We start from the raw sequence: 23,089 nt of genomic DNA, 5'->3' as shown, positions 1-23,089 counted from the left end.
GCTGCCAGACGCGGCTGGCTGGTGCTGGCGGCCTGGTGTATCGCAGGCCATGCGGTGCCCGAGACAGCGTCCACGCCCGCAGTTCGGCACTGCGAGGCGATGCTTGCGTTGTCATCGCCCGGCATTGACATGGCTTGCCTGCGCCAGGCCTATGCCGGCCCGCAGGCATCGTGGCCGAGGCCTCACATTTCCGAAGGCGCAACCTGGCGAGAGCTGGCGCCCCTGCCCACGAAAGCCCCGGAGCCCTTCGACAATCCGGCAACCGCGCAGAAGATCGAGCTTGGCCGACAGCTGTTCGAAGACCCGCGCTTGTCGCGCTCGGGGCAGATCGCGTGCGCGAGTTGCCACGATCCGCAATTCGGGTGGGGGGATGGGCGTCGCGTATCGTTCGGCCACGATCGCCAGCAGGGACGACGCAACGCACCGAGTGTGGCCATGGCGGGATTTGCAGCGTCGTTGTTCTGGGATGGACGTGCGCCGTCGCTGGAGGAGCAGGCGCTCCACCCCATCGAAGATGGCAGGGAAATGGCGTTCTCGTCCGCCGGCCTGGTGGAGCGGCTCAACCGCAGCGTGGACTACCCCGGCCGATTCCGACGCGTGTTTGGCACATCACGCATCACCGGGCAGGACATCGCCCGGGCATTGGCGGCATTCGAACGCAGCCTGGTGCCGCGTGCCAGTCGCTACGATCGCTTTCTACAGGGGCGGCGCGAGCTGTTGACGGATCAGCAGCTGTGGGGGCTGCATCTTTTCAGGACGCGGGCCCGCTGCATGAACTGCCATAGCGGCCCGACGCTCGCCGACAATCGCTTCCACAATCTCGGGCTGCATTTCTACGGGCGCGCGCGCCAGGATCTGGGCCGCTACGAGGTCAGCGGGGATCCTCGCGACAGCGGAACGTTCCGCACCCCGTCGTTGCGCCAGGTGGGCAAGACCGGCCCTTATATGCACACCGGCGGATTCACCGATCTGCGCAGTGTCGTTACCGCCTACAACGCGGGCATGCCAAGGCCGAGGCCCAGGGAGCAGCAGCGCGGCGATCCGCTCTTTCCTCGACCCGATCCCCTGCTGGTTCCTCTTGGCCTGCAGAAGGAAGAGCGCGATGCCATCGTGGCGTTTCTGGAAACGCTTTGACCGGCGGCGGGCTACTGCAGGAAAAATTCCACCGGCACCTCGAGCTCCACGGGGTCGGGCAAGGTGTGGGGCGGCCGAGGAAGCGGCTGCGCCCGGGCAAACGTGCCAAGCGCTTCGTCGTCCAGCGCCAGGTAGCCGCTCCCCAGCTGCACGCGTGCGGCGATGACCCGGCCCTGACGGTCGACCATGGCACGCACGAAGACCACCCCCTCCTGACGAAGCGCTCTGGCGGCGCTGGGGTAGCGACGGAAACGCTGCAGGCGCTCCAGGACGCGCCCTTCCCAACCAGGGTCGCTCATTCCGGCGGCAGGTGCCGGTGGTGCAGGGGGCGGGGCCGGGGCGGCCGCTGCCGAGGTGGCATTGTCCTGGCCGTCGGATGCGGGGACCTGCTGGGTGATTGCGGTCGATGACGGTGGGAGGTCAACGCTGGGGAGCGCAGCGGGCAGCGGATCGCGTGTCGGATGCTCGACCGGAGGCAGCTGCGGGCGAGACCGGACGGCGGGCGCACGGTGCGCCTGCAGCGGCACCACCTGTTCTGGAGCGAGTCGCGGTGCGACGGGTGTCGGCGGAGCCGCCGCGGGCAGCAGGGTGAGGCGCAGTCGGACGTCCTGCGGCGGCGCAAGGTCGGCCTCGAAGCGGCGCACATCGAACACAAGCCAGGCGACCAATGCATGGATCACGACCGTGGCAGTCGCTGCGGCAACACGTGCCCAGAGATGAGGGTCCGACCGAGCCATGGCGCGGATGGAGTGACGGGCGGCACGGGGCATGACGTGGATGTAAATGAGAGTCGTTATATTTTACACCCTGGCCGGGCCGGTGCTGCCAGCGCGGTCGACCAGACGAGGTCACGGACAGCGCGCGCGGGACGATTCCCAACAGCACACCGCTGCGGCCACCGATGGTCGCGCAAGCGCACGCCGGCGCCTGGCGATCGCACGCTCGTCCCGGACGCATGCCGTTTTGCGCTGCTATTTCGCCTGCGCTCGCGCAGCGATCGATCCCTTCCGGGAGGGCGGACTGCCCGGCGTGCAATGCCAACGCCCGCTCGCGCGGAAATGCGACACGGCATTCGACAGGCGACGGACGACATTCGAGCCTGTGGCAGGCGCGCGGCAGTGGCGAGCGCTGGCAGGCACCTGCAATGCAAAGACCACCGCGACACACGGCACTGGATCGGTGGACACCATGTCACTGCATCGAATGCGAGTGCACCAAGAGCCACGGTCGATGCTGTCGGCGGTGATGCCGGCTACTGGCTGCTGCCACGCCGGCCGCCAGCCGCCGATCGCTGTTTCCTCGTTCGGCGGAGGCTCGAAGGCAGGCGCTCCTGCGCGATGGCGTGATCGTGTCGCGCGCGCCCGATGCCATGACGGCGCAAGGCCGGCTGCTTGCGCAGCCGGCCTTGCGGTCGGATGGTCCCAGGTCTAGAACTCCTGCCAATCGGCGCTGCCGCTCGATACGCTGGCGACCGCTGCCTGCCTGGCCGGGCGCTTGGCTGGTGCCGCGGCGGTTTCGCGCTTGGGCGGGCTGGCCGGCTTGCTCTTGGCAGGCACCACGGTGGGCGCGACTGCATGCAGGACCGATGGACGTTCGGCTTCGATCTTGAAGATCGATACCGCCTGCCTGAGCTGCACGGCCTGTTCTTCCATCGAGCGGGCGGCGGCGGTGGCCTCTTCCACCAGTGCGGCATTCTGCTGGGTGGTCTCGTCCATCTGGGTGACGGTGAGGTTGACCTGCTCGATGCCGGCCGACTGCTCCTGCGAGGCGGCGGAAATCTCGCCCATGATGTCGGTGACCCGCTGCACGCTGGCCACGATCTCGGCCATGGTGGTGCCGGCAGTGTGCACCAGCGTGGAGCCCTCGGCCACGCGCTGGACCGAGTCGTCGATGAGGCTCTTGATTTCCTTGGCCGCGGCGGTGGAACGCTGGGCGAGGGTGCGCACCTCGCTGGCAACCACGGCAAAACCGCGGCCTTGTTCGCCGGCGCGTGCGGCTTCCACCGCGGCATTGAGCGCCAGGATGTTGGTCTGGAACGAGATGCCGTCGATGACGCTGATGATGTCGGCGATCTTCCTGGACGAGGCTTCGATACCGGTCATGGTGCCCACGACCTTGCCCACGATCTCGCCGCCTTGCGAGGCGACACTGGCCGCACCGATCGCCAGCTGGTTGGCCTGGCGCGCGTGTTCTGCGTTCTGCCTGACGGTGGAGGTGAGCTCTTCCATCGACGCCGCGGTTTCTTCAAGGTTGGCGGCCTGCTGTTCGGTGCGCTGCGACAGGTCCTGGTTTCCGGCGGCGATTTCACTGGCGGCCGAATTGATCGACACCGCCGACTGCTGGATGCGCCCGACGATCTCGGCCAGTTGCGTGGCAGTGGCATTGGCGTCGTCGCGCATCTGCGCGAACACACCGCGGAAATCGCCACTCATGCGTGCGGTGAGATCGCCCGCGGCGATGGACTGCAACAGCGCGGACAGCGATTGCAGATTGCCATCGGCGGTGGCCATCAGCTGGTTGAGGCTATCGACCATGACGTGGAAGTCGTACTGGAAGCGATCGGCATCGCCACGCGCGCTGAAGTCGCCGTTGGCTGCAGACACGGCCAGCTGCTTGATTTCTGCGTTCATCGCCGACAGGTTGGCCTTGACCTCGTCCATGGTCTGGGTGAGCACGGCCTTTTCGCCGGGCAAGGCCGCCATGCTTTCGCTCAGGTCGCCAATCGCGTAGCGGCCCATGATGCGCGCAAGCGTGGTCTGCACCGCCAGGTGCGAGGCCACCAGCGTGTTGGTGTCCTGCGCCATGCGGCCGTAATCGCCGGGAAACGCATTGGCATCGATACGGAAACTGATCTGCCCTTCGTCGTGACGCTTGGCCATTTCGCCTTGCGCGCGCAACAGGGACTGCAACTGGGCCTGCATTCCGCTCATGGCGCGCAACAGGCGGCCGGTTTCGTCCTGTGCGTCGGTCTGCACCTGGTTGTCCAGCTGGCCGTTGGCGATCGCTTCGGCGGCCTTGGTGGCACGGGCCAATGGATGAGTGAGGCTGCGGGTGATCAGCCAGGCCAGCAAGCCGCTGACGGTGACCACGGCAATCCCGCCGATCAGCAACAACAACTTGGCACGGTGCATCGATTGCACGGTTTCAGCATAGGCCTGCTGGCTCTGCTGCTCCTGCCGGCTCACCAGCTCACGGATCTTGTCCTGCCAGGCGACATTGGCAGCGCGGGCCTTTTCGCCAAGCAAGATCTGCGCGGGCGTATTGTCGTCGGCTGCGGCCAGCGCCATCACGTCGTCATTGATCTTGCCGGAGACCGCACGCAGCGCGTCCATCTCGGCGAGAATCTTGCGGTCTTCCTCGGAGCTTGGAAGCGTGTCGAGCTTTGCACGCAACTCCTTGTAGCGCTGGCGCTGGGTCTTGATCGTCTCCAGGGCCTGGCTGTCGAGCTCGGCACTGGTGGCCATGGCGTAGGTGCCCAGCGCGATCATGATCGACGAGTTGGCATCCAGCATCCCATTGCCCATCTGGATCTTGGCCATGCGGTCCAGCACGATGAAGTCCAGCTGCTTCTTGGCACTGGCCATCGAACTCAAGCCGATGGCAACCAGCAGGCCCGACAGCAGGATTAACAAGGCGAATGCGGCGCCAAGACGGCGGCCGACGGAATAGCGTTGCAGTAAGGTGGTCATGCGGCAGTCCCGAGTCCAGGTTGGAAGGCGCCGGTCAGACCAGTCGTGTGAAGATCGCATGAGGATCGGGTCGGCACCGTGGATAACGACGGGCGTTTTGGAAACTTGATCTTTCGATGCAAACAGATTTAAGTCCGCGTCGCCGTTGTCAAAAGGTCGGGAAATACCCGACTGGCGGACGTTCTGGGCGAGTCTGCAGACTGCAGAGGCGACAGCCTGCGATGGCAGCGAACTCAGCCGTCAGTGCACATGATCGTGTCGGCGGCCGCGTTAGAGTCGTTGCCCCCACCGACGTCCGGCATGCGCGCATGGAGACCCACAACCAAGAATGGATGCAGGCCGTCACCGATGCGCTCAGCGACCTGCTGGCTGCGCGCGTTGCGCAGGCCACCTTGCTGGAGGCGATGCTGGTCTCGCATCCCGATCCTGCCGCGCTCAGAAAGGCGTGGGATGAACTGTCGTCCCAGCGCATCGCCTACGTGGCGCAAAACAAGGCGGCCGCCCAGGTGGAACGGCCGATGGATGGCTATACGCTGGAGCAATTCCAGGCGTGGGAAGAGAAGTTTCGCCGTTATTTCCCGCGCGATCTGAATCCATCGCCTGACGATACGTCAGGGTGATCACGAGCGTACTGGCAGGGGGCATCGCCTTGCGCGCCACCGAGCAGGCGTTGGCCGCCAGTTGCCGGGATGACTTTCCATCCGGTTTGTTCGAAGGCGGGAGCATCTGCTAGCCCTGTCTGATACCCGATGTCTTATGAGAGACGTCCCGCGGATCCTGCCCTGCTTGCCGGTGGCGTTGCTGTCATGGCGAGCGTTGCGGCTTGGCGATTGGTGCTGTGATGAAGAAGGCGACGCAGCGCTGGACAGCTGCGCCGCACGCGTCGATCTGCGTGCAAGAGCCGATGCCTCCGATGCGAGCCGGTTGCCTGTTCAGGGCAGAAGCGTGCACCGGATTTGGCGAAGCGAGTCTACATGGCGCAACCAACCGTCGCCCCGCGAACGATCGTGGCGGCTTCGCATGCTCATCGACGGCAGCTTCTTAGAAGCCAGGCGGACGCGGAAGCTGACAGCGACACCGCGTTGCCGCTGCCAACGGGGCAGTACGTCATTTGCTGACCGTTGATGACGTGGTGATGCTGACCTATGGCGTTCACCACCGGCGTCGTTGCCATTGCCAAGACCGATCGGCAGCATCCGCACGTCACCTTCCTGTCCATCAGCGGACTGCGGATGCTGGCTGGCTCGTTCAAGCCAGCATTTGCAGGAAATCCGCATCGTGGGTGGCGTCGGCGAAAACCCCTCACGCCGTTGGAAACGCTAAGATCCGAGCTTGTGCAGAGTTGGAGGCGCCAATGATCGATCGTCGTACTTTCCTTGCCACCGGTGTCGTGGCCGTTGCCGCAAGTGTTGGCGCCTACCCCGCCCGGGTGATGGCTGCGCCGCGTGCGGACGGGCCGGCACCATGGGGCGCCGTGCCCAGCGCACGACAGCTGCGGTGGCATCGGTGGGAGCAATACGCTTTCGTGCATTTTGCGATGAACACCTTCACCGACAAGGAGTGGGGCTACGGGGACGAAGATCCGCGCAGGTTCGATCCCAGCGATTTCTCTGCCGACCAGATCGTCGCCGCTGCCAAGGCCGGCAATCTGAAAGGGTTGATCTTCACCGCCAAGCATCACGATGGATTCTGCCTCTGGCCGACACGCTTGACCGAACATTGCATTCGCAATTCGCCCTACAAGAACGGCAAGGGCGACATCGTCGGCGAAATGGCGGCGGCGTGCCGCCGCGCCGGCCTGGCGTTCGGCATCTACCTCTCCCCCTGGGATCGCAACCACGCCGACTATGGCCGCCCCGGCTATCTCGACTACTTCCGCAAGCAGATCGTCGAGCTCTGCACCGGTTATGGCGAGCTGTTCGAGTTCTGGTTCGACGGCGCCAATGGCGGCGACGGCTACTACGGTGGTGCGCGCGAGTCGCGCAAGATCGATGCGCCTGCCTACTACGACTGGCCACGGATGATCGCGCTGGTTCACCAGCACCAGCCGATGGCCTGCACGTTCGACCCGCTCGGTGCCGATATTCGCTGGGGCGGCAACGAGGACGGGATCGCCGGCGATCCGAGCTGGCCGACCATGCCCAATGCTCCGTACACCCAGGAAAACGGCAACTCCGGCGTGCGCGGGGCGCCGCTGTGGTGGCCGGCAGAAACCAATACCTCGATCCGCCCGGGCTGGTTCTACCACGCCGACGAAGACGGCAAGGTACGCAGCCCGGAAAACCTGGTGCGCTATTTCGACACCTCCGTGGCGCGCGGCACCAACATGAACCTCAATCTGCCGCCGGACCGACGAGGTCGTATTCCCGACCACGATGTGGCAGTGCTGCAGAGTTTCGGCGATGCGATCCGCGGCAGCTTCGCCATCGACCTGGCCAAGGGCGCCAAGGCCAGCGCCACTGCGTCGCGCGGTGCGGGGTTCGAGCCGGCGCGCGTGCTCGATCGCCAGCCGGACAGCTACTGGTCCACGCCGGATGAGGTCACCACGCCGACGCTGACGCTGGAATTGTCGGCGGCACACGCCTTCGACTTGATCCGGCTGCGCGAATATCTGCCGCTGGGCGTGCGCGTCACCCGTTTCGCGGTCGAGGCCGAGGTCGATGGGCAATGGCGGCGGCTGGCCGAAGCGCAATGCATCGGCGCGCAGCGGATCGTGCGCCTGGATCGCCCGCTGACCGCACGCCGGGTGCGCCTGGTCGTGCTGGAGGCGCCGGTGTGCCCGGCGATCAGCGAGTTCGCGCTGTTCCGCGCGGTGGCGCCGGTGCCGGTCGCGCGGCCGACGGCGAACGCGCCGGACGTGCTGTCCAGCGCCGGCTGGCGCATCGTCGAGGCCAGCGCGCCGGGGGCGGAGACGTTGCTCGACGACGATGCCAGCACGATCTGGATCGTGCCCGCTCCCACCCCGGGCCGCCCTGCGCAGGTGACCATCGACGTGGGTATGCTGCGTCAGGTCGCCGGCTTCAGCCTCACGCCCTCGCGCACGGTGATGAATGGTGCCGCGCCACCGAAGGGCTATCGCGCCGAAACCAGCGAAGATGGTCAACGCTGGCAGCCGGCCGGCGCCGGCGAGCTGGCCAACATCGCCTATGCGCTTTCGACCCAACGCCTGAATTTCCCCGAGGTCCGCCAGATCCGTTACCTGCGGCTGTCGTTCGCCGAAACGGCGGTACCTGCCGAACGGCTGGCGATTGCCGGGATCGGTGCGTTCTCGCGCTTGCGCTGACAGCAGCTGGTCCTCCTCGGCATGCACGGCGGCGGCCGTGCATGGCTCGGCGGTGCGGCATCACGAACCCGGCGATACCTGAGCGCCTCGAAGAACTGCTTCATCCGCCCGGGCATCCAGGGGGGGTCTTGAAGAGTGGCCTTGGCGGATCCGCGCGACGAAGTGCACCCGGCCAGGTGCCGGCCCGAGACACCTCGGGCCGGCGACACGCGCGGTGGCTGCCGCGCTGTCCTGCCGATCAGGTCACCGACGGCCGCGCTTTTGCCTGGCTACTGCGCAACGCCAGCCGCGCAGTGGTCAGCCCCGGCGCGCTTGCTTCCACGACCAGCGTGCCGGCCGTGCGCGTGGTCTGCAGCAGCGCCGCGCACAGCCCATTGAACGCCTTGCGCTGCGGCGCCTTGTCGTCCTCGTGACTGGTGGGATCGCCGTTGCCCACGCCGATCAGGCGTGCGGGGCCGCGCACGGCGAACTGCACCTGATTGTCGGCGGTCGGCACCATGCGCCCTTGCGCATCGACGATTTCCACCTTCACCACGGCCACATCTTCGGCATCGGCGCGCAATGCGTTTCGATCGCAACTCAGGCGGATGGCGGCCGGCTTGCCTGCGGTTTCGCGGCGCTCGCTCAGCACCAGCTTGCCGCTGCGATAGCCGCGCGCTTCGATCGCGCCGGGCGCATAGGCCACGCGCCATTCCACATGGCCATAAGCCGGCACCTTCTGCAAGCCCTGGCTGACGCCGTTGACCAGCAGTTCCACCGCCTCGAGGTTGCTATGGCACCAGACCGCGACATGGCCATTGTCGTCCGGCTGCAGCAGACCCTCCCAGTTCCAGTGCGGGAACAGGTGCAGCACTGGTTCGCTGGTCCACTGCGCGCGGTAGTACCAGTAGTTGTCCTTGGGAAATCCGCAGCTGTCGAGCACGCCGAATTGCGAGGCCACATTGGGCCAGCGGTTGTATGGGGTGGGTTCGCCGCGGTAGTCGAAGCCGGTCCAGATGAAGCCGCCGGCGATATAGGGGCGTTGGGCGACATAGCTCCACCACGCTTCGGCGGTGCTGGCCCACCATGGGTGGTCCAGGTCGTAGGCGCGCGTGTAGCCGCGTTTGTCGTCGCGCCGATAGTTGCCGCGGACCGACACGGTGCTGCCGGTTTCGCTGCCGTAGATCGGAATGTTTGGGTATTGCGCGTGGAAGCCATCCATCTGGCTGGTGCGGTAGTTGAAGCCGACCACGTCCACCACCTGGCCAACGCCGTCGCCAAAGCCCTTGTCCATGGCGAAGGTGGTCGGGCGGGTGGGGTCGAGCTGACGCACGCGCTGCTGCATGCGCGACACGATGCGCGCGCCGCGCTCGGTGACCTGCTGCGGCTCTTCGTTGCCGAGCGACCACAGGATGACGCTGGGATGATTGCGCCCGCGTCGCACCATGGTTTCCAGCTCGCCCATCGCTTCGGGGTCGGTGGACATGCGCCGGGTTTCTTCGATGACGAACATGCCCAAGCGGTCGCATAGCGCGAGCAGTTCGGGGGTGGCCGGGTTGTGCGAGCTGCGATACGCGTTGCAACCCATCGACTTGAGCTGGCGCAGGCGCCATTCGTGCAGCGCATCCGGGATGGCGGTGCCGACGCCGGCATGATCCTGGTGATTGTTGGTGCCGTGCAGCTTGAGCGGTGCCCCGTTCAACAGGAATCCACGCTGCGCGTCGAAGGCGATGCTGCGCACGCCAAACGGCGTGACCAGCGCATCGGTGGCGCGGCCGTCGCTGTGCACGCTGGTGGTGGCGCTGTAGAGCTGCGGCGTGTCGATCGACCACAGCATGGCCTGGCCCAGTGGCAGGGTCTGCTCGATCTGCTGCAGCTGCCCAGGCGCCAGCGTGATGGCTGCGCTGGCCGATTGCGCAACCACGCGGCCATCGGGCGCGGTGATGCGTGTGTGCACGACGCACTGGCGTGGCGTTGTGCCGTCGTTGCGCACTTCGGTGGAGACCTGCGCGGTGGCGTTGCCGCCCTCGATGCCGCTACGCACGAACACGCCGTGCTGCGGCACGTGCAGCGGATCGGTCTTTTGCAGCCACAGATGGCGGTAGATGCCGGCGCCCTCGTAGAACCAGCCTTCGCCCAGGGTGGCATCCACGCGCACGGCGATGACATTGGGCTTGCCGTAGTCGAGCACTTCGCTGAGGTCGACCTCGAAGCCGCAATACCCGCTGGCATTGCGGCCGACCACATGCCCATTGCAGAACACGATGCAATCGCGGAACACGCCGTCGAACACCAGGCAGATGCGCTTGCCCAGATCGCTGGCCGGAATCTGCAGCGTGCGCCGGTACCAGCCCACGCTGTTTTCCGGAAAGCTGGTCCCCAGGGCCTTGTAGCCGTGCGAGGCGGCCGGGTCGTCCTCGGTCATCGTGGCCGAGATCGGCTCCGGCCGGAACGGCAGGGTGACCGCCCAATCGTGCGGCAGATCCACCTGCTGCCAAGCACTGTCGTCGAACTCCAGTTGCGCGGCGGTGGCGGTGTCCTTGCCGGCCTTGGCGAAGCTGCGCTGGAAGGTGCCGAACTCGAAGTCGCGCGATGCATCGCTGGCGTGGCCCAGATGGAAGCGCCAACCGAAATCGAACAACAGGCGTTCGCGCGGCGCCAGCGCGGCATCGCCCAGCGAGCCGGCCGGGGCGGTGTTGTCGGTGCTCGCCGCAGCGGCGCCGGCCACAGCCGGCGCCAGGGCGCCGACGGCGCCCACCGGTAAGGCGGCGCTCACGCCGCTGGCAAGCATGCCGCGCAAGAGTTCACGGCGGTTGATGCCGGTCATGGCTGTGTCTCCTTGCCGGGGTTGGCTGGCCTGTCCGCTCCCGGCGCAGCGGGTACCGGCCGGTACGATGCAGGCGCGCCGGTGTACGGGTGGCGCATGAAGTCGATGGCCGGCAACACCTCGTTGCCGTGCCGGAAATCGAAGAAGCTGGCATTCTCCCACGACGAACCGGTGCCCCAGCGCGTCTTGCAGCTGCTGCTGGTCCAGGCCGGTTCCCAATACACGACGCCGGCGCCACCGGTATCGATCACCAGCTGGGTGAGATCGATCATGTAGCGTGCCTGCCCCTGCGCGGTGGCGGGATAGCCGGCGATCAGGGAGTCTTCGCCGAGCAGGTTGGGCGAGGTGTCGCCGGATTCCAGGGTCCAGGGATAGGCGGTTTCCACCACCACCACGTCGGCATCGTAGCGCCCGCGCAGGCGCTTGATGGTCTTGCCCAGCTGCGCCATCGATTGGGTGGACCACTTGCGGTAGTAGCTGATGCCGATCAGGTCGAAGTCGGTGACGCCGGCCTTGGCAGCGGCAGCGAACCATGGCTCCACGTTTTCCGGCTGGGCGATATGCAGCATCACCCGCGGTTTTATCGCCGAGCGTGCACTCATGTCGCGTACCGCCTTGATGCCGGCGTTGAACAGTTTGGCGTTGCGCTGCCAGTCGATCGGACGTTTCTTGTCCCAGGGCTGGCTGGCCATCAGGTCGGAATTGCTTTCGTTGCCGACCTGCACCAGTTCCGGCATCAACCCCGCGCGGTCGAGTGCGCTGAGCGTGTCGTAGGTGAAGCCGTAGAGGATGCGCGCCAGTTCGTCGGTATCGGTGATGCCGACCCAGGATTTGGGGATCAGCTGTTTGTCGCCGTCGGCCCAGTCGTCGGAATAGTGCAGGTCCAGCAGCACCTGCATGCCCTGCGCGCGTGCGCGGGCGATGGTCTTCTTCACGTCGGACAGGTCGCTGTACTTGGTCCAGCGCGCATCGTTCCACAGCCGCACCCGCACCAGATTGGCGCCATGCGCATGGAACAGTTCGAACGGATCGGTGACCACGCCGTTCTCGCGGTATTGCATACCGCATTCCTCCATCTCGTTGACGTAGGACAGGTCCGCGCCGAGATACAGCGTGGCGGGGGGCTGGGCGGCGTGTGCGGAGACGGACAGGGCCAATGCCAGCAGCGTTGGCGTCCAGAAGCGGCGGGTAGAGCGCATGCGATTCCTCGACGAAGCAAAGTGGAGCGGCCGGCGGCGTGCAGCGTGCGGCCGCCTTGCTGCACAGCCGGTGCCCGGCGGGCGCCGCCTGGAGCGGTGCGCTGCCGCGCGATGGCCGTGCCCGCCTGGCGTCGAACGCGCCAGGCGGTAAACGGTGGATCAGAACCGGTAGGTCGCCTCCAGCTGATAGCGCCGGCCGAACAACTGGTAGCCGCCGTCGTCCTGGTTGGCCAGGCGGTCTGGCCGGTTGTCGGTGTAGGCGCGCAGCGGTTCGTCGGTGAGATTGCTGGCCTGGAAACGGAAGCCGAGCTGCTTGCTGTACTGCCAGTTCAGGCTCAGATCCACCGTGCCTTCGCTCTGCAGCCTGGCCAGACGCGCGGCATTCCACCCGTACACCACGGTGTAGGGGCTGTGGTACTTGTAGCCCACGCGCGCTTCGAAGGTGCCGTCGCTGTACCACAGGTCGAAGGTGCCGGTCCTGCGCGCCAGCCCGCTCAGCGGCAGCGGGTTGTCTTGCGGCGAGAATTCCTTGAGGTTGGAATCCACCAGCGAGAAGTTCGAATAGACGCCGAAATTCTCCACGTGCGGGATGAAGAAGAACGGGGTCTGGAAGGTGAGCTCCACGCCGTTGATGTGGCCGCCGCCGCCGTTGAACGGCGCGCTGACCAGGTAATCCAGGCCGTTGATCACTTCGCGATCGGTGCGGTACCCGATGCTCGAATCCACTTCCTTGCGATACACCGCCAGTGCCGCCAGCGCTTCCTTGTGGAAGTACCACTCGTAGGAGACGTCGAGCTGGGTGGCCTTGAACGGATCCAGCTGCGGATTGCCGCCGCTGCCGGTGAGCTGGCCGACGGTGACGTTGGGGTCGTCCAGGCGGCGGCCGGTACGCAGTTCGTCCAGCGGCGGGCGTGCGATGACCTTGGCCACGGCAAAGCGCAGGATGCGCTGCTCGTCGATCAGGAAGTTGAGCGTGGCGCTGGGCAGTACATCGGTGTACTCCTTGCTGTCGCTGCTGGGCTGGATGGTGCTGCCCACCGAATCGAAGCCGTCGCTGTCGGTCCGGGTGTTGACCAGACGCACGCCGATATTGCCGGTGACATCGGTGCCGAACAGCTGCGAGCTGAACACCGCCTTGGCGAACGCTTCGCGCACGTCCTCCTTGACGGCCCAGTGATCGAGCATCTGCTCGGTGATCGCATTCGGATCGAAACCGCCGAAGCCGATCCGGGCGATCTCCTGCATGTTGCCGCCGGTGAGTGTGGGCACGCGCAGGCCCGGCATCGTGACCGGATAGATCAGGTCCTGGTATGCCGAGATGGGCTGGTCGAAATTGGACTGATTGCTGACGAAGGCCCGGTTCTGTTTTTCCCGGTGGGCCGCGCGCGCGCCGAACTCCAGCGAGGTGAAAGGGCCTGCATCGACCGCACGGCTGGCGTTGAGCGCCAGCGCGGCGATCTTGTCGCGCAATCCCTGCGGATTGGTCTGGCCGTTGATGCCGTACTCGGGCGTGTCCGAGCTGGTACTGATGGTCGGCTTGATGGTGCGACGGAAGTCGAAGGAGATCGTGTCCGGATTGCTGCCGAAGCGCACCGCCTGCCACTCGTTGTCGCGCTTGGCCTGCGAGAACGACAGGTCGCCGGCCAGCGTCCACACATCGCCGCTCCACTTGGCATTCAGGCCGCCGGCAGCGAGCGTCTTGACCTCGTTGTAGTGGCTGACCACATGGTCGACCTGCAGGTTCGAGTTGGCCAGGGTGGCGGCCACCACGTCGCCGCCGACGATGGTGTAGGACGAGCCCGGTGCGGTATACGGATTGGCGCCGCTGGAGAACACGCTGTAGGCCAGCCCGTTGAACCAGTTCTGCAGTTGGTCTTCTTCGATCGCGATGCGCGAGTACAGGCCGTCGAGCTTCACGTCCAGGTTGCCCGAACGCCACTGCACGGTGCCCATCGCGCCGGTGCGGGTCTGATCGATCAACTTCAGCTGGTCGGCGGCGCCCCACGGCGTGGGGTCCGGGGTGCCGTCGCCGTTGATGTCGCGCGCGCTGCTGGCATCGGTATAGCCCCAGCTGCCGATCGAGGAGCCGGCGTTCTTCTGCTTCTGGTAGGTGGCGCCCAGGGCGACGGCGAGATTGTCGTTGATCTTGTGCACCCAGCTGGCGCCGAAGCGGCTCCCCCAGGGGCTGTAGCCGGGAACGTCCTTGGCATGGTCGTAGAAGACCGGCGCGGCGGTGCCGACGAAGCCAGGGCCGTTGTAGTCCAGCGGGCTGATGGTGGAGATGTCCACGGTGGCGGCAAGACCGCCTGCCACCAGATCGGCCGATTGGGTTTTGTAGACCTTGACGGTCGAAACCACCTCGGTGGGGAACACTTCCCAGCGCACCGCCCGGTTGGGCTCGGAGGAGGCGATCTCGCGGCCGTTGACGGTGCCCATGGTCATGCGCGGCCCGAGGCCGCGCACGGTGGCCAGGCTCTCGTTGCCGCGGTCGCGGGTGCCGTTGACGCCGGGCAGGCGCACCAGCGCCTCGGCCACGGTGACGTTCGGCATCTGCCCCATGTTGTCGGCCGAGATGACTTCCACGACATGGTCGGACATCTGCTTGGCCTGCACCGCCTGATTCAGGCTGGCGCGCTGGCCGATCACGGTGATGTTGTCCAGGGTGACCGGCGCCTGGTCGCTGCCGGCCGCATTGTCGGTACTGGCGGCCGGCGGTGCGGTGGCCGGCGCCTGTTGCGCCTGGGCGGCGAACGCGGTGGCCAGCACGCAGGCGATGGTGGTGCAGAGGATGTCGCGGACCGGCGTGCGGCGCAGGCGCCGGCTGGCCGGGCGACCGGTATGGTGAACAGGCATCGGATGATCCCTCCCAGGACGATGTGATCGAATCGGTGTGGTGCGGCTGTGGCGATCCCGCGGCGCCGGCGTGGGCGGGCGCGATCGCGAGGCATGGCGGTTGGTGCGGTGCTGCGTTATTGGCGTTGCGTATTCGTTTGCGCGGCGCTGTTGCAATCGGTTGGATCGCGTGACGCCCCCCTGTCCTGCACGTGTCCGCTTCAGGGTAGAAGCGTGAGTCATTCCATTCCAATGAAGCATTTTGCGGGAGCTATCCCGGCTTGGAATGCTGCAGTGCAGCGCTAGCGTCTGCTTGGTCGCGTTGGGGACATGAGGTCCATCGCGAAGCGTCGACCGTCCGGTGGAGAGATTCCGGGTCTGCGCCAGTGTTGCCTGGCCGTCGGGCGCAGAAGAGGTATGACGGCCCGGGCGACTCCGCGGGGCTGTTCTCGCTGCGGCGAGCCTTCGTCGGCGGTAGCCATGCGCGGCCGGCGCAGTGGGGTCGGCCGCGTCAGCGTGAGTTCGCTCCCAGGCGCGGCAGCGCCGGAAATGCACGCTGCACGCAATCGCTGCGCTCGCAGGTCAGGCAGCCCGGCCCGATCGGCACCGCATCGTCCACCGCGCCCAGGTCCCAGCCGCGCGCATAGACCAACTGGTCGGCATGGCGCAGGTCGCAGCCCATCGCCAGCGCAAAGGTCTTGCGCGGGCGGCCGTAGCCTGGCGGCCCGCTGCTGACCTGGCGTGCCAGCCAGAAATAGCGCCGTCCGTCGGGCATGCGCGCGATCTGGGTGAGGATGCGGTCGGGCTGGTTGAAGGCTTCGTACACGATCCACAGCGGGCAAGCGCCGCCGACGTGGGAAAAATGGAAGTCGGTGGCCGAGTGGCGCTTGGAGACGTTGCCGGCGCGGTCCACCCGCATGAAGAAGATCGGCAAGCCCACCGCGCCGCGCCGCTGCAGGGTGCTCAAGCGATGGCAGACCGCTTCGAAACCCACGCCGAAACGATCCGCCAGCCATTCGATGTCGTAGCGCGAGGCTTGCGCACTGTGCAGGAAATCGCTGTACGGCATCACCAGCGCGCCGGCGAAATAGTTGGACAACCCGATCCGCGATAGCGCGATGCGCTCGGCATCGGCGAAGCCGGCATCGGCGATACGCGCCTCCAGTAGCGGGGCGCATTCCAGTAAGGCCAGTTGCGCGGCCAGTTGGAACGCCTGCTGGCCGGGGCGCAGGTGCGCCGGCAGCCACAGCACGCGCGCCTGTGCATCCACATGCCGCTTGTCGTGGTGCAGATCGGGCGATTCCTGCACCAGCAGGCCATGGCGGTCGGCCAGGCGTTGACGTAGCCGCAGCGGCAGGCTGTCGGTGGTCGCGCCGAGCTCGGCGTGCAGGGCTTCGGCGCGCTCGTCCAGTTCGGGCAGATAGTTGTGCGCGCGGTTGAAGTAATCGCGCACCTGCTCGCCGGGCGACAGCGACGGCATTGCCGCATGCCCCACGCCAACCTGTACTTCCAGCGCGGCATTGCGCTCCAGCAGATGCTGGTGGGCGCGCTGCAGGTCCAGCAAGGCCTGCGCTACCTGCGGCAGGTTGCCGGTAAGCGCACGCAGCTCGGGCGGCGACAAGGTGTGGCCCAGGCTGCGCAGCGCATCGTCCAGCGGCTCGACCAGGGCAGCCGGGTCGTCCAGGTCGTGCAGGCCGTCCAGCTCGCCCAGCGTGGCCTTGAGGCGCTGCTGGATCGCCAGGGTCAGCGGCCGCTGGTTGCGCTCGATCTGGTTCAGATAGCTGGGCGACAGGCCCAGCCGGCGCGCCAGCTCGGCCTGGGTCAGGCCGTGGCGCTGGCGCAGCCGCTGCAGGCGCAGGCCCAGCTGATGCCGCAAGGAAGTGAGGGATTGGGGCATTCGCAAACTTCGCAAAAGTTTGCAGGCAGCTTAGCGCGATTAAGCAATCCATGGCTGGGAATGCCCGGGCCGGGTGCGAACAATGCGAAGCACTGGGCCGGTGTGGCCCGATGCCCCCTGTGAGCGAGCCCGTGATGAGCGAATCCGTCCCCCGCGTATCCCTGTTGATCGATGGTGAAATGGTGGTCTCGGCCAGCGACCAGTGGCAGGACGTGGTCAACCCGGCCGACCAGTCGGTGCTGGCGCAGGTGCCGTTCGCCACCGTTGCCGAGGTCGATGCCGCCGTTGCCGCAGCCAGCCGGGCCTTCGTCGGCTGGCGCAAGACGCCGATCGGCACCCGCGCGCGCATCTTCCTCAAGTACCAGCAACTGATCCGCGAGCACATGCCCGAGCTGGCCGCGCTGCTCAGCGCCGAGCAGGGCAAGACCCTGGCCGATGCCGAGGGCGATGTGTTCCGCGGGCTGGAAGTGGTGGAGCACGCCGCGGCGATCGGCAACCTGCAACTGGGCGAGTTGGCCAACAACGTCGCCACCGGCGTGGACACCTACACCTTGCTGCAGCCGCTGGGCGTGTGCGCCGGCATCACCCCGTTCAACTTCCCGGCGATGATTCCGCTGTGGATGTTCCCGATGGCGATTGCCACTGGCAATACTTTCGTGCTCAAGCCCTCCGAGCAGGACCCGATGGTGACCATGCGGCTGGTGGAACTGGCGCTGGAGGCGGGCATTCCCAAGGGCGTGCTCAACGTGGTGCACGGCGGCGAAGCGGTGGTCAATGCGCTGTGCGATCACCCCGATATCAAGGCCTTGTCGTTCGTCGGCTCCACTAAGGTGGGCACGCATGTGTACCGCCGCGCCTCGCTGGCCGGCAAGCGCGTGCAATGCATGATGGGCGCCAAGAACCATGCCGTGGTGCTGCCGGACGCCAACCAGGAGCAGACGCTCAATGCGATGGTCGGTGCCGCTTTCGGTGCGGCCGGCCAGCGCTGCATGGCCGCCTCTACCCTGGTGCTGGTCGGCGAGGCGCGGCAGTGGATTGCGCAGCTGGTGGACAAGGCCAGGCAGCTGAAGCTCGGCGCGGGCAACGCTGCTGGCACCGATGTTGGTCCGTTGATTTCCTGCGCTGCGCGCGAGCGTGTGGAGGCGTTGATCGCCTCGGGCGTGGAGCAGGGCGCCATCCTGGAACTGGACGGGCGCGCGCCGCAGGTGCCGGGGTTCGAGCAGGGCAACTTCGTCGGTCCGACGATCTTTTCCGGGGTCAAACCCGGCATGCGCATCTACGACGAAGAGATCTTCGGGCCGGTGTTGGTCATTCTCGAAGCCGCCACGCTGGATGAGGCCATCGCGCTGGTCAACGCCAATCCCAACGGCAATGGCACCGCGCTGTTCACCCAGTCCGGCGCGGCCGCGCGGCGTTTCCAGGAAGACATCGACGTGGGTCAGGTCGGCATCAACGTGCCGATCCCGGTGCCGGTGCCGCTGTTCTCCTTTACCGGCTCGCGCGCCTCCAAGCTCGGCGACCTCGGCCCGTACGGCAAGCAGGTGGTGATGTTCTACACCCAGACCAAGACGGTGACCGCGCGCTGGTTCGACGACCAGACGCTGAGCCATGGCGTCAACACCACCATCTCCCTCAAGTGAGCCGATCGCCATGAATGTAGCCATCCAGCTCCACCCCAACGCGGCCGATCTGAACGACGAGCAGGAGGCCTTCCGCGCCGCCGCGCGCGACTTCGCCGACAAGGAACTCGCCCCGCACGCCGCGCAGTGGGACGCGGAAGGACACTTCCCGCGCGAGGCCATCGCCAAGGCCGCCGAACTGGGCTTCTGCGGCCTGTACACCGACGAGGGCGTGGGCGGCCTGGGCATGCGCCGGCTCGATGCGGCAGTGGTGTTCGAGGAACTGGCGACGGTCGATCCCTCCACCTCGGCCTTCATCAGCATCCACAACATGGCCACCTGGTTGATCGCCAGCTACGGCAGCGACGCGGTGCGCGCACAGTGGGGCGAGGCGATGACCAGCGGCGCCAAGCTGGGCTCGTACTGCCTGACCGAACCTGGCAGCGGTTCGGATGCGGCCTCGCTAAAGACGCGCGCGCAGCGCGATGGCGACAGCTACGTGCTCAACGGCAGCAAGGCCTTCATTTCCGGCGCCGGCGCCACCGATGTGCTGGTGGTGATGGCGCGTACCGGCGAAGACGGCGCGCGTGGCATCAGCGCCTTCGTGGTGCCTGCCGATGCGCCCGGTATCAGCTACGGCCGCAAGGAAGAGAAGATGGGCTGGAACAGCCAGCCCACGCGCGGGGTGACCTTCGCCGATGTGCGCATTCCCGCCGCCAACCTGCTCGGCAAGGAAGGCGAAGGCTTCAAGATGGCGATGAAGGCACTGGATGGCGGCCGCATCAATATCGCCGCCTGCTCGCTGGGCGCCGCGCAGGGCGCGCTGGACGCCGCGCGCCGCTACATGGGCGAGCGCCGCCAGTTCGGCAAGAAGCTCGCCGATTTCCAGGCCCTGCAGTTCAAGCTCGCCGACATGGCCACCCAGCTGGTGGCCGCGCGGCAGATGGTGCACACCGCTGCGCGCAAGCTCGATGCCGGCAGCCATGACGCAACGGTGTGGTGCGCGATGGCAAAGCGCTTCGCCACCGACGCCGGCTTTGCCATCTGCGATGAGGCACTGCAGATTCACGGCGGGTATGGCTATATCCGCGAGTACCCGATCGAGCGATTGCTGCGCGACAGCCGCGTGCATCGCATCCTGGAGGGCACCAACGAAGTGATGCGCATGATCGTGGCGCGTCACCTGCTCAACGGCGAGGAGGAACTGCGATGAGCGAGTGGGAAGGGCGCGTGCACACCGGCCTGCAGGTCGAACGCGATGGCCATGTGGCCATCGTCACGCTGAGCAACCCGCCGGCCAATACCTGGACCGTGCAGAGCCTGGCGGCCTTGCGCGAGCTGGTGCATGCCCTGGATACCGACCGCAGCGTGTACGCGCTGGTGATCACCGGCCAGGGCGAGAAGTTCTTCAGCGCCGGTGCCGACCTCAAGCAGTTCGCCAGCGGCGATCATGCCGTGGCACGCGAAGCGGCGCGGCGCTTCGGCGAAGCCTTCGAGGCCTTGAGCGCGTTCCGCGGCGTGTCGATTGCCGCCATCAACGGCTATGCGATGGGCGGCGGGCTGGAATGCGCACTGGCCTGCGATCTGCGCATTGCCGAACAACATGCACAGCTGGCCTTGCCGGAAGCCAGTGTCGGCTTGCTGCCCTGTGCCGGCGGCACCCAGAACCTGCCGCGGCTGGTCGGCGAGGGTTGGGCCAAGCGCATGATCCTGTTGGGCGAACGCATCGATGCCGCCACCGCGCAGCGCATCGGATTGGTGGAAGAGGTCGTCGGCCAGGGCGAGTCGCGCGCGTTGGCGATCGCCTGGGCGCAGCGCGTCGGCAAACAGAGCCCGGTCAGCGTTGCGGCCTGCAAGCGCCTGGTGCAGGCCACCCGCACCGGCACCCATGCCGCGGCCCTGGTGGCCGAGCGCGAGGCCTTCGTGGATCTGTTCGAGCAGGCCGACCAGGCCGAAGGCGTTGCCGCATTCCTGGAAAAGCGCGCGCCGCGCTGGAGCGCCGCCTGATGCCGGACAGCAGCGCACGCGACAACGCGCCGGTGCTGTTCGAACAGCGCGACTGCGCCGACGGGCACCGCATCGGCATCGCCACCTTGAACGCACCCAAGACCCTCAACGGGCTGTCGCTGGAGATGACACGGCTGCTGGACGCGCAGCTGCGGGCCTGGGCCGACGATGCGCAGATCGCCTGCGTGGTGTTGCGCGGTGCCGGCGACAAGGCCTTGTGTGCCGGTGGCGATCTGCATGGGCTCCACCAGAGCATGCGCGCGCATCGCGAGGCGGTGCCCGAGGCTCCGCAGCGACGCGCCAGGCCGCAGGACAATGCGCACGCCGCTGCCTTCTTCGAAGAAGAGTATCGGCTGGATCACCGCATCCACACCTATCCCAAGCCGCTGCTGTGCTGGGGTCATGGCATCGTGATGGGCGGCGGGATCGGGCTGATGTCCGGCGCCAGCCATCGCGTGGTCACCGAGCGCTCGCGCCTGGCCATGCCTGAAATCACCGTTGGCCTGTTCCCGGATGTGGGCGGCAGCTGGCTGCTGCGGCGCGTGCCGGACGGCGCCGGCCTGTTCCTGGCATTGACCGGGGCTCCACTCACTGCCAGCGATGCCATCCATGCCGGGCTGGCCGACGTGCAGCTGGAACATGCGCAGTATCCGGCGGTGCTGGAAGCGCTCAGCGCGCATGCGTGGAGCGGCGATGCGCAGGAGGATCGCGCGCAACTGGGCGCCTTCCTGCAGGGCAGTGCACAGCCGCTGGAGCCGGGCCCGCTGCAACTGCATGCGGGGTTGATCGCGCAACTGGTGTCCGGCGACACGCTGGAACAGGTCGTCGCGGCCATCGACGCCCTGCAGAGCGAGGACGCCTGGCTGCAGGCCGCGCGCAGCACTTTGGCCGCCGGTGCGCCGGGGTCGGCACGTCTGGCCTGGGAACTGCAACGTCATCCCGGCACTGCAACATTGGCCGACACGTTCCGTACCGAGTATGTGGTGGCGTTGCATGCCGCCGCGCATGGCGATTTCGCCGAAGGCATCCGCGCGCTGCTGATCGACAAGGATCGCCAGCCGCGCTGGCAACCGGCATCGCTGGGCGAAGCCGATGCGGCGTGGGCAGCAACCTTCTTCGATGCCCCATGGCCGGCGGCGCAGCATCCGCTGGCCGATCTGGGCACGCGCTAGGCATGGCGATGTGCGGCGCCGTGCAGGCGGGCGCGCTTGCGCGCCGCCGCGCCCCGCGGCCGTGTAGCCGCAAGGTCGCTGCCGGCCAGGACGCACTATGTTTCTTCTTCTGATGAACGCTCCAACCTGGAGATCGACACGATGAGCAAGATCGCCTTTATCGGCCTGGGCAACATGGGTGGTCCGATGGCCGCCAACCTGATCAAGGCCGGGCACCAGTTGCGTGTGTTCGACCTGGTGCCTGCCGCGCTGGACACTGCTGCAGCTGCCGGCGCGCACGCGGCCGGCTCGGCGCACGACACCCTGGCCGAGGCCGAGATCGTCATTTCGATGCTGCCTGCCAGCCGCCATGTGGAGGGCCTGTACCTGGGCGACGGCGGCATCCTGGCGCAGATTCCAGACGGCGCGCTGGTCATCGACTGCAGCACCATCGCACCGGTGTCCGCGCGCAAGGTGGCCGACGCCGCCCACGCACGCGGGTTGGCGATGCTGGACGCCCCGGTCTCCGGCGGCACTGCCGGCGCGGCGGCCGGCACGCTGACCTTCATCGTCGGCGGTGCTGCCGAGGCACTGGAGCGTGCGCGCCCCGTGCTGCAGGCGATGGGCAAGAACATCTTCCACGTCGGCGACAACGGCGCCGGCCAGGTCGCCAAGCTGTGCAACAACATGGCGTTGGGCGTGATCATGGCCGCCACCGGCGAGGCGTTGGCGCTGGGCGTGGCACAGGGTCTGGATCCGGCGGTGCTGTCGCAGATGATGGCGGTCAGCACCGGCCGCAGCTGGGCCACCGAGGTCTGCAATCCCTGGCCGGGCGTGCTGCCCAACGCACCGGCTTCGCGCGGCTACAGCGGCGGCTTCGGCAACGATCTGATGCTCAAGGACCTGGGGCTGGTGGCCGAATCGGCAGTGCAGGCCGGTGTCTCGATCCCGCTGGGCGAGCTGGCGCGCAACCTGTATGCGATGAACAGCCAGGCCGGCAACGGCGCGCTGGATTTTTCCAGCGTGGTCAAGCTGGTCGCCAAGGTGTGAGAGCGGCTTACAGGGCCACTGCGTCCACCGGCAAGTGGACCTCGCCGGCGTTGTAACTCGCCTCCCTCGTGTGATTGAACAGGAGGGCGTAGCGGGCAGAGCGATGATCTGCGGCCTGGCTGCAAGGCCCTTGCCCGCCCACCATCGCCGGACGCGCCGCAAGTACGTCCCTGTAGGCTCTTATGCGGCATCCATGCCGCATAAGGTCCCGCGACGGTAGGCGGGCAAGGGCCTGTCGGGATGGTCGGTATGCATGCTTGCAAGCAGTGCGTGTAGCGCGGTGTCTGACGAAGCGCGGTCTTGTCAGCATCTTCCACCCGAGCAGTCGCACTGCCACAACGACATCCTTCCACTCGCCAATGAAGGCAGTGGGGTCAATGCGTGCCGCCATTGCGACGGTGTTCGAGCGCTTGTGTCAGCCG

At 66.9% G+C, this 23,089-nt stretch carries 14 protein-coding genes; 8 read left to right on the top strand and 6 right to left on the bottom strand.

Annotation, left to right across the window (positions count from 1 at the left end; translation table 11 throughout):
- The first annotated feature begins 99 nt into the window (after positions 1–99).
- Positions 100–1,134 (top strand): cytochrome-c peroxidase, encoded by a 1,035-nt coding sequence (locus ACCQ05_RS15050; protein WP_372391229.1) that lies wholly within the window; start codon positions 100–102, stop codon positions 1,132–1,134.
- Positions 1,135–1,145: 11 nt separating this feature from the next.
- Here ACCQ05_RS15050 and ACCQ05_RS15045 read toward each other — a convergent pair whose 3' ends face one another.
- Both ACCQ05_RS15045 and ACCQ05_RS15040 read right to left on the bottom strand, forming a co-directional pair.
- Positions 1,146–1,433, bottom strand: a complete 288-nt coding sequence (locus ACCQ05_RS15045; RefSeq protein WP_372391227.1) for an energy transducer TonB — start codon at positions 1,431–1,433, stop codon at positions 1,146–1,148.
- Positions 1,434–2,561: 1,128 nt separating this feature from the next.
- Entirely contained in the window at positions 2,562–4,823 is a 2,262-nt protein-coding gene (locus ACCQ05_RS15040; protein ID WP_372391225.1) for a methyl-accepting chemotaxis protein, read from the bottom strand.
- Positions 4,824–5,131: 308 nt separating this feature from the next.
- Here ACCQ05_RS15040 and ACCQ05_RS15035 point away from each other — a divergent pair, with 308 nt between their 5' ends.
- Positions 5,132–5,443, top strand: a complete 312-nt coding sequence (locus ACCQ05_RS15035) for a hypothetical protein (RefSeq protein ID WP_372394112.1) — start codon at positions 5,132–5,134, stop codon at positions 5,441–5,443.
- 734 nt (positions 5,444–6,177) lie between these two features.
- Entirely contained in the window at positions 6,178–8,106 is a 1,929-nt protein-coding gene (locus tag ACCQ05_RS15030) for an alpha-L-fucosidase (RefSeq protein ID WP_372391223.1), read from the top strand.
- A 238-nt stretch (positions 8,107–8,344) separates the two neighbouring features.
- On the opposite strand, the gene galA is transcribed toward ACCQ05_RS15030, so the two are convergent.
- The 4 genes from galA to ACCQ05_RS15010 form a co-directional block, all read right to left on the bottom strand.
- A complete protein-coding gene (galA, locus tag ACCQ05_RS15025; RefSeq protein WP_372391221.1) occupies positions 8,345–10,912 on the bottom strand; it encodes a beta-galactosidase GalA in 2,568 nt (855 codons plus the stop codon).
- Positions 10,909–12,111 (bottom strand): glycoside hydrolase family 53 protein, encoded by a 1,203-nt coding sequence (locus ACCQ05_RS15020; protein WP_372391219.1) that lies wholly within the window; start codon positions 12,109–12,111, stop codon positions 10,909–10,911. Before ACCQ05_RS15020 ends, galA begins: the two co-directional genes overlap by 4 nt.
- A 159-nt stretch (positions 12,112–12,270) precedes the next feature.
- On the bottom strand, positions 12,271–14,964 hold the full coding sequence (locus ACCQ05_RS15015; protein WP_372391217.1) for a TonB-dependent receptor: 2,694 nt from the start codon (positions 14,962–14,964) through the stop codon (positions 12,271–12,273).
- Between the two features lie 490 nt (positions 14,965–15,454).
- A complete protein-coding gene (locus tag ACCQ05_RS15010; protein WP_372391215.1) occupies positions 15,455–16,840 on the bottom strand; it encodes a helix-turn-helix domain-containing protein in 1,386 nt (461 codons plus the stop codon).
- A 134-nt stretch (positions 16,841–16,974) separates the two neighbouring features.
- Between ACCQ05_RS15010 and ACCQ05_RS15005 the strand changes: the two genes are divergently transcribed.
- From ACCQ05_RS15005 to mmsB, 5 genes are all read left to right on the top strand, one after another.
- Positions 16,975–18,480, top strand: a complete 1,506-nt coding sequence (locus tag ACCQ05_RS15005; RefSeq protein ID WP_372391213.1) for a CoA-acylating methylmalonate-semialdehyde dehydrogenase — start codon at positions 16,975–16,977, stop codon at positions 18,478–18,480.
- A gap of 10 nt (positions 18,481–18,490) precedes the next feature.
- Positions 18,491–19,672 carry an acyl-CoA dehydrogenase family protein gene (locus ACCQ05_RS15000; protein ID WP_372391211.1) on the top strand — a complete coding sequence of 394 codons (1,182 nt, stop codon included), beginning with the start codon at positions 18,491–18,493 and terminating at the stop codon, positions 19,670–19,672.
- Entirely contained in the window at positions 19,669–20,466 is a 798-nt protein-coding gene (locus ACCQ05_RS14995) for an enoyl-CoA hydratase (RefSeq protein WP_372391209.1), read from the top strand. Before ACCQ05_RS15000 ends, ACCQ05_RS14995 begins: the two co-directional genes overlap by 4 nt.
- Positions 20,466–21,638, top strand: coding sequence for an enoyl-CoA hydratase/isomerase family protein (locus tag ACCQ05_RS14990; RefSeq protein WP_372391207.1), 1,173 nt, complete (start codon positions 20,466–20,468; stop codon positions 21,636–21,638). The genes ACCQ05_RS14995 and ACCQ05_RS14990 overlap by 1 nt, the downstream gene beginning before the upstream one ends.
- 126 nt (positions 21,639–21,764) lie before the next feature.
- Positions 21,765–22,667: a 3-hydroxyisobutyrate dehydrogenase gene (mmsB, locus tag ACCQ05_RS14985; RefSeq protein ID WP_372394110.1), complete on the top strand. Its 903-nt coding sequence runs from the start codon at positions 21,765–21,767 to the stop codon at positions 22,665–22,667.
- Positions 22,668–23,089: the final 422 nt, after the last annotated feature.

Origin of the sequence: Xanthomonas sp. NCPPB 3582 (assembly GCF_041475735.2) — a bacterium.
GTDB classification, from domain to species: domain Bacteria; phylum Pseudomonadota; class Gammaproteobacteria; order Xanthomonadales; family Xanthomonadaceae; genus Xanthomonas; species Xanthomonas codiaei.
This window is presented reverse-complemented; position numbering and strand designations above follow the sequence as displayed.

Bases quoted from the DNA above. Each gene is read 5' to 3' on its own strand.
- ACCQ05_RS15010 (WP_372391215.1), bottom strand. From the start codon at position 16,840: ATGCCCCAATCCCTCACTTCCTTGCGGCATCAGCTGGGCCTGCGCCTG.
- galA (WP_372391221.1), bottom strand. From the start codon at position 10,912: ATGACCGGCATCAACCGCCGTGAACTCTTGCGCGGCATGCTTGCCAGC.
- ACCQ05_RS15035 (WP_372394112.1), top strand. From the start codon at position 5,132: ATGGAGACCCACAACCAAGAATGGATGCAGGCCGTCACCGATGCGCTC.
- ACCQ05_RS15020 (WP_372391219.1), bottom strand. From the start codon at position 12,111: ATGCGCTCTACCCGCCGCTTCTGGACGCCAACGCTGCTGGCATTGGCC.
- ACCQ05_RS15040 (WP_372391225.1), bottom strand. From the start codon at position 4,823: ATGACCACCTTACTGCAACGCTATTCCGTCGGCCGCCGTCTTGGCGCC.
- ACCQ05_RS15030 (WP_372391223.1), top strand. From the start codon at position 6,178: ATGATCGATCGTCGTACTTTCCTTGCCACCGGTGTCGTGGCCGTTGCC.
- ACCQ05_RS15005 (WP_372391213.1), top strand. From the start codon at position 16,975: ATGAGCGAATCCGTCCCCCGCGTATCCCTGTTGATCGATGGTGAAATG.
- ACCQ05_RS15000 (WP_372391211.1), top strand. From the start codon at position 18,491: ATGAATGTAGCCATCCAGCTCCACCCCAACGCGGCCGATCTGAACGAC.
- ACCQ05_RS15045 (WP_372391227.1), bottom strand. From the start codon at position 1,433: ATGAGCGACCCTGGTTGGGAAGGGCGCGTCCTGGAGCGCCTGCAGCGT.
- ACCQ05_RS14990 (WP_372391207.1), top strand. From the start codon at position 20,466: ATGCCGGACAGCAGCGCACGCGACAACGCGCCGGTGCTGTTCGAACAG.
- ACCQ05_RS15050 (WP_372391229.1), top strand. From the start codon at position 100: ATGCTTGCGTTGTCATCGCCCGGCATTGACATGGCTTGCCTGCGCCAG.
- ACCQ05_RS14995 (WP_372391209.1), top strand. From the start codon at position 19,669: ATGAGCGAGTGGGAAGGGCGCGTGCACACCGGCCTGCAGGTCGAACGC.
- ACCQ05_RS15015 (WP_372391217.1), bottom strand. From the start codon at position 14,964: ATGCCTGTTCACCATACCGGTCGCCCGGCCAGCCGGCGCCTGCGCCGC.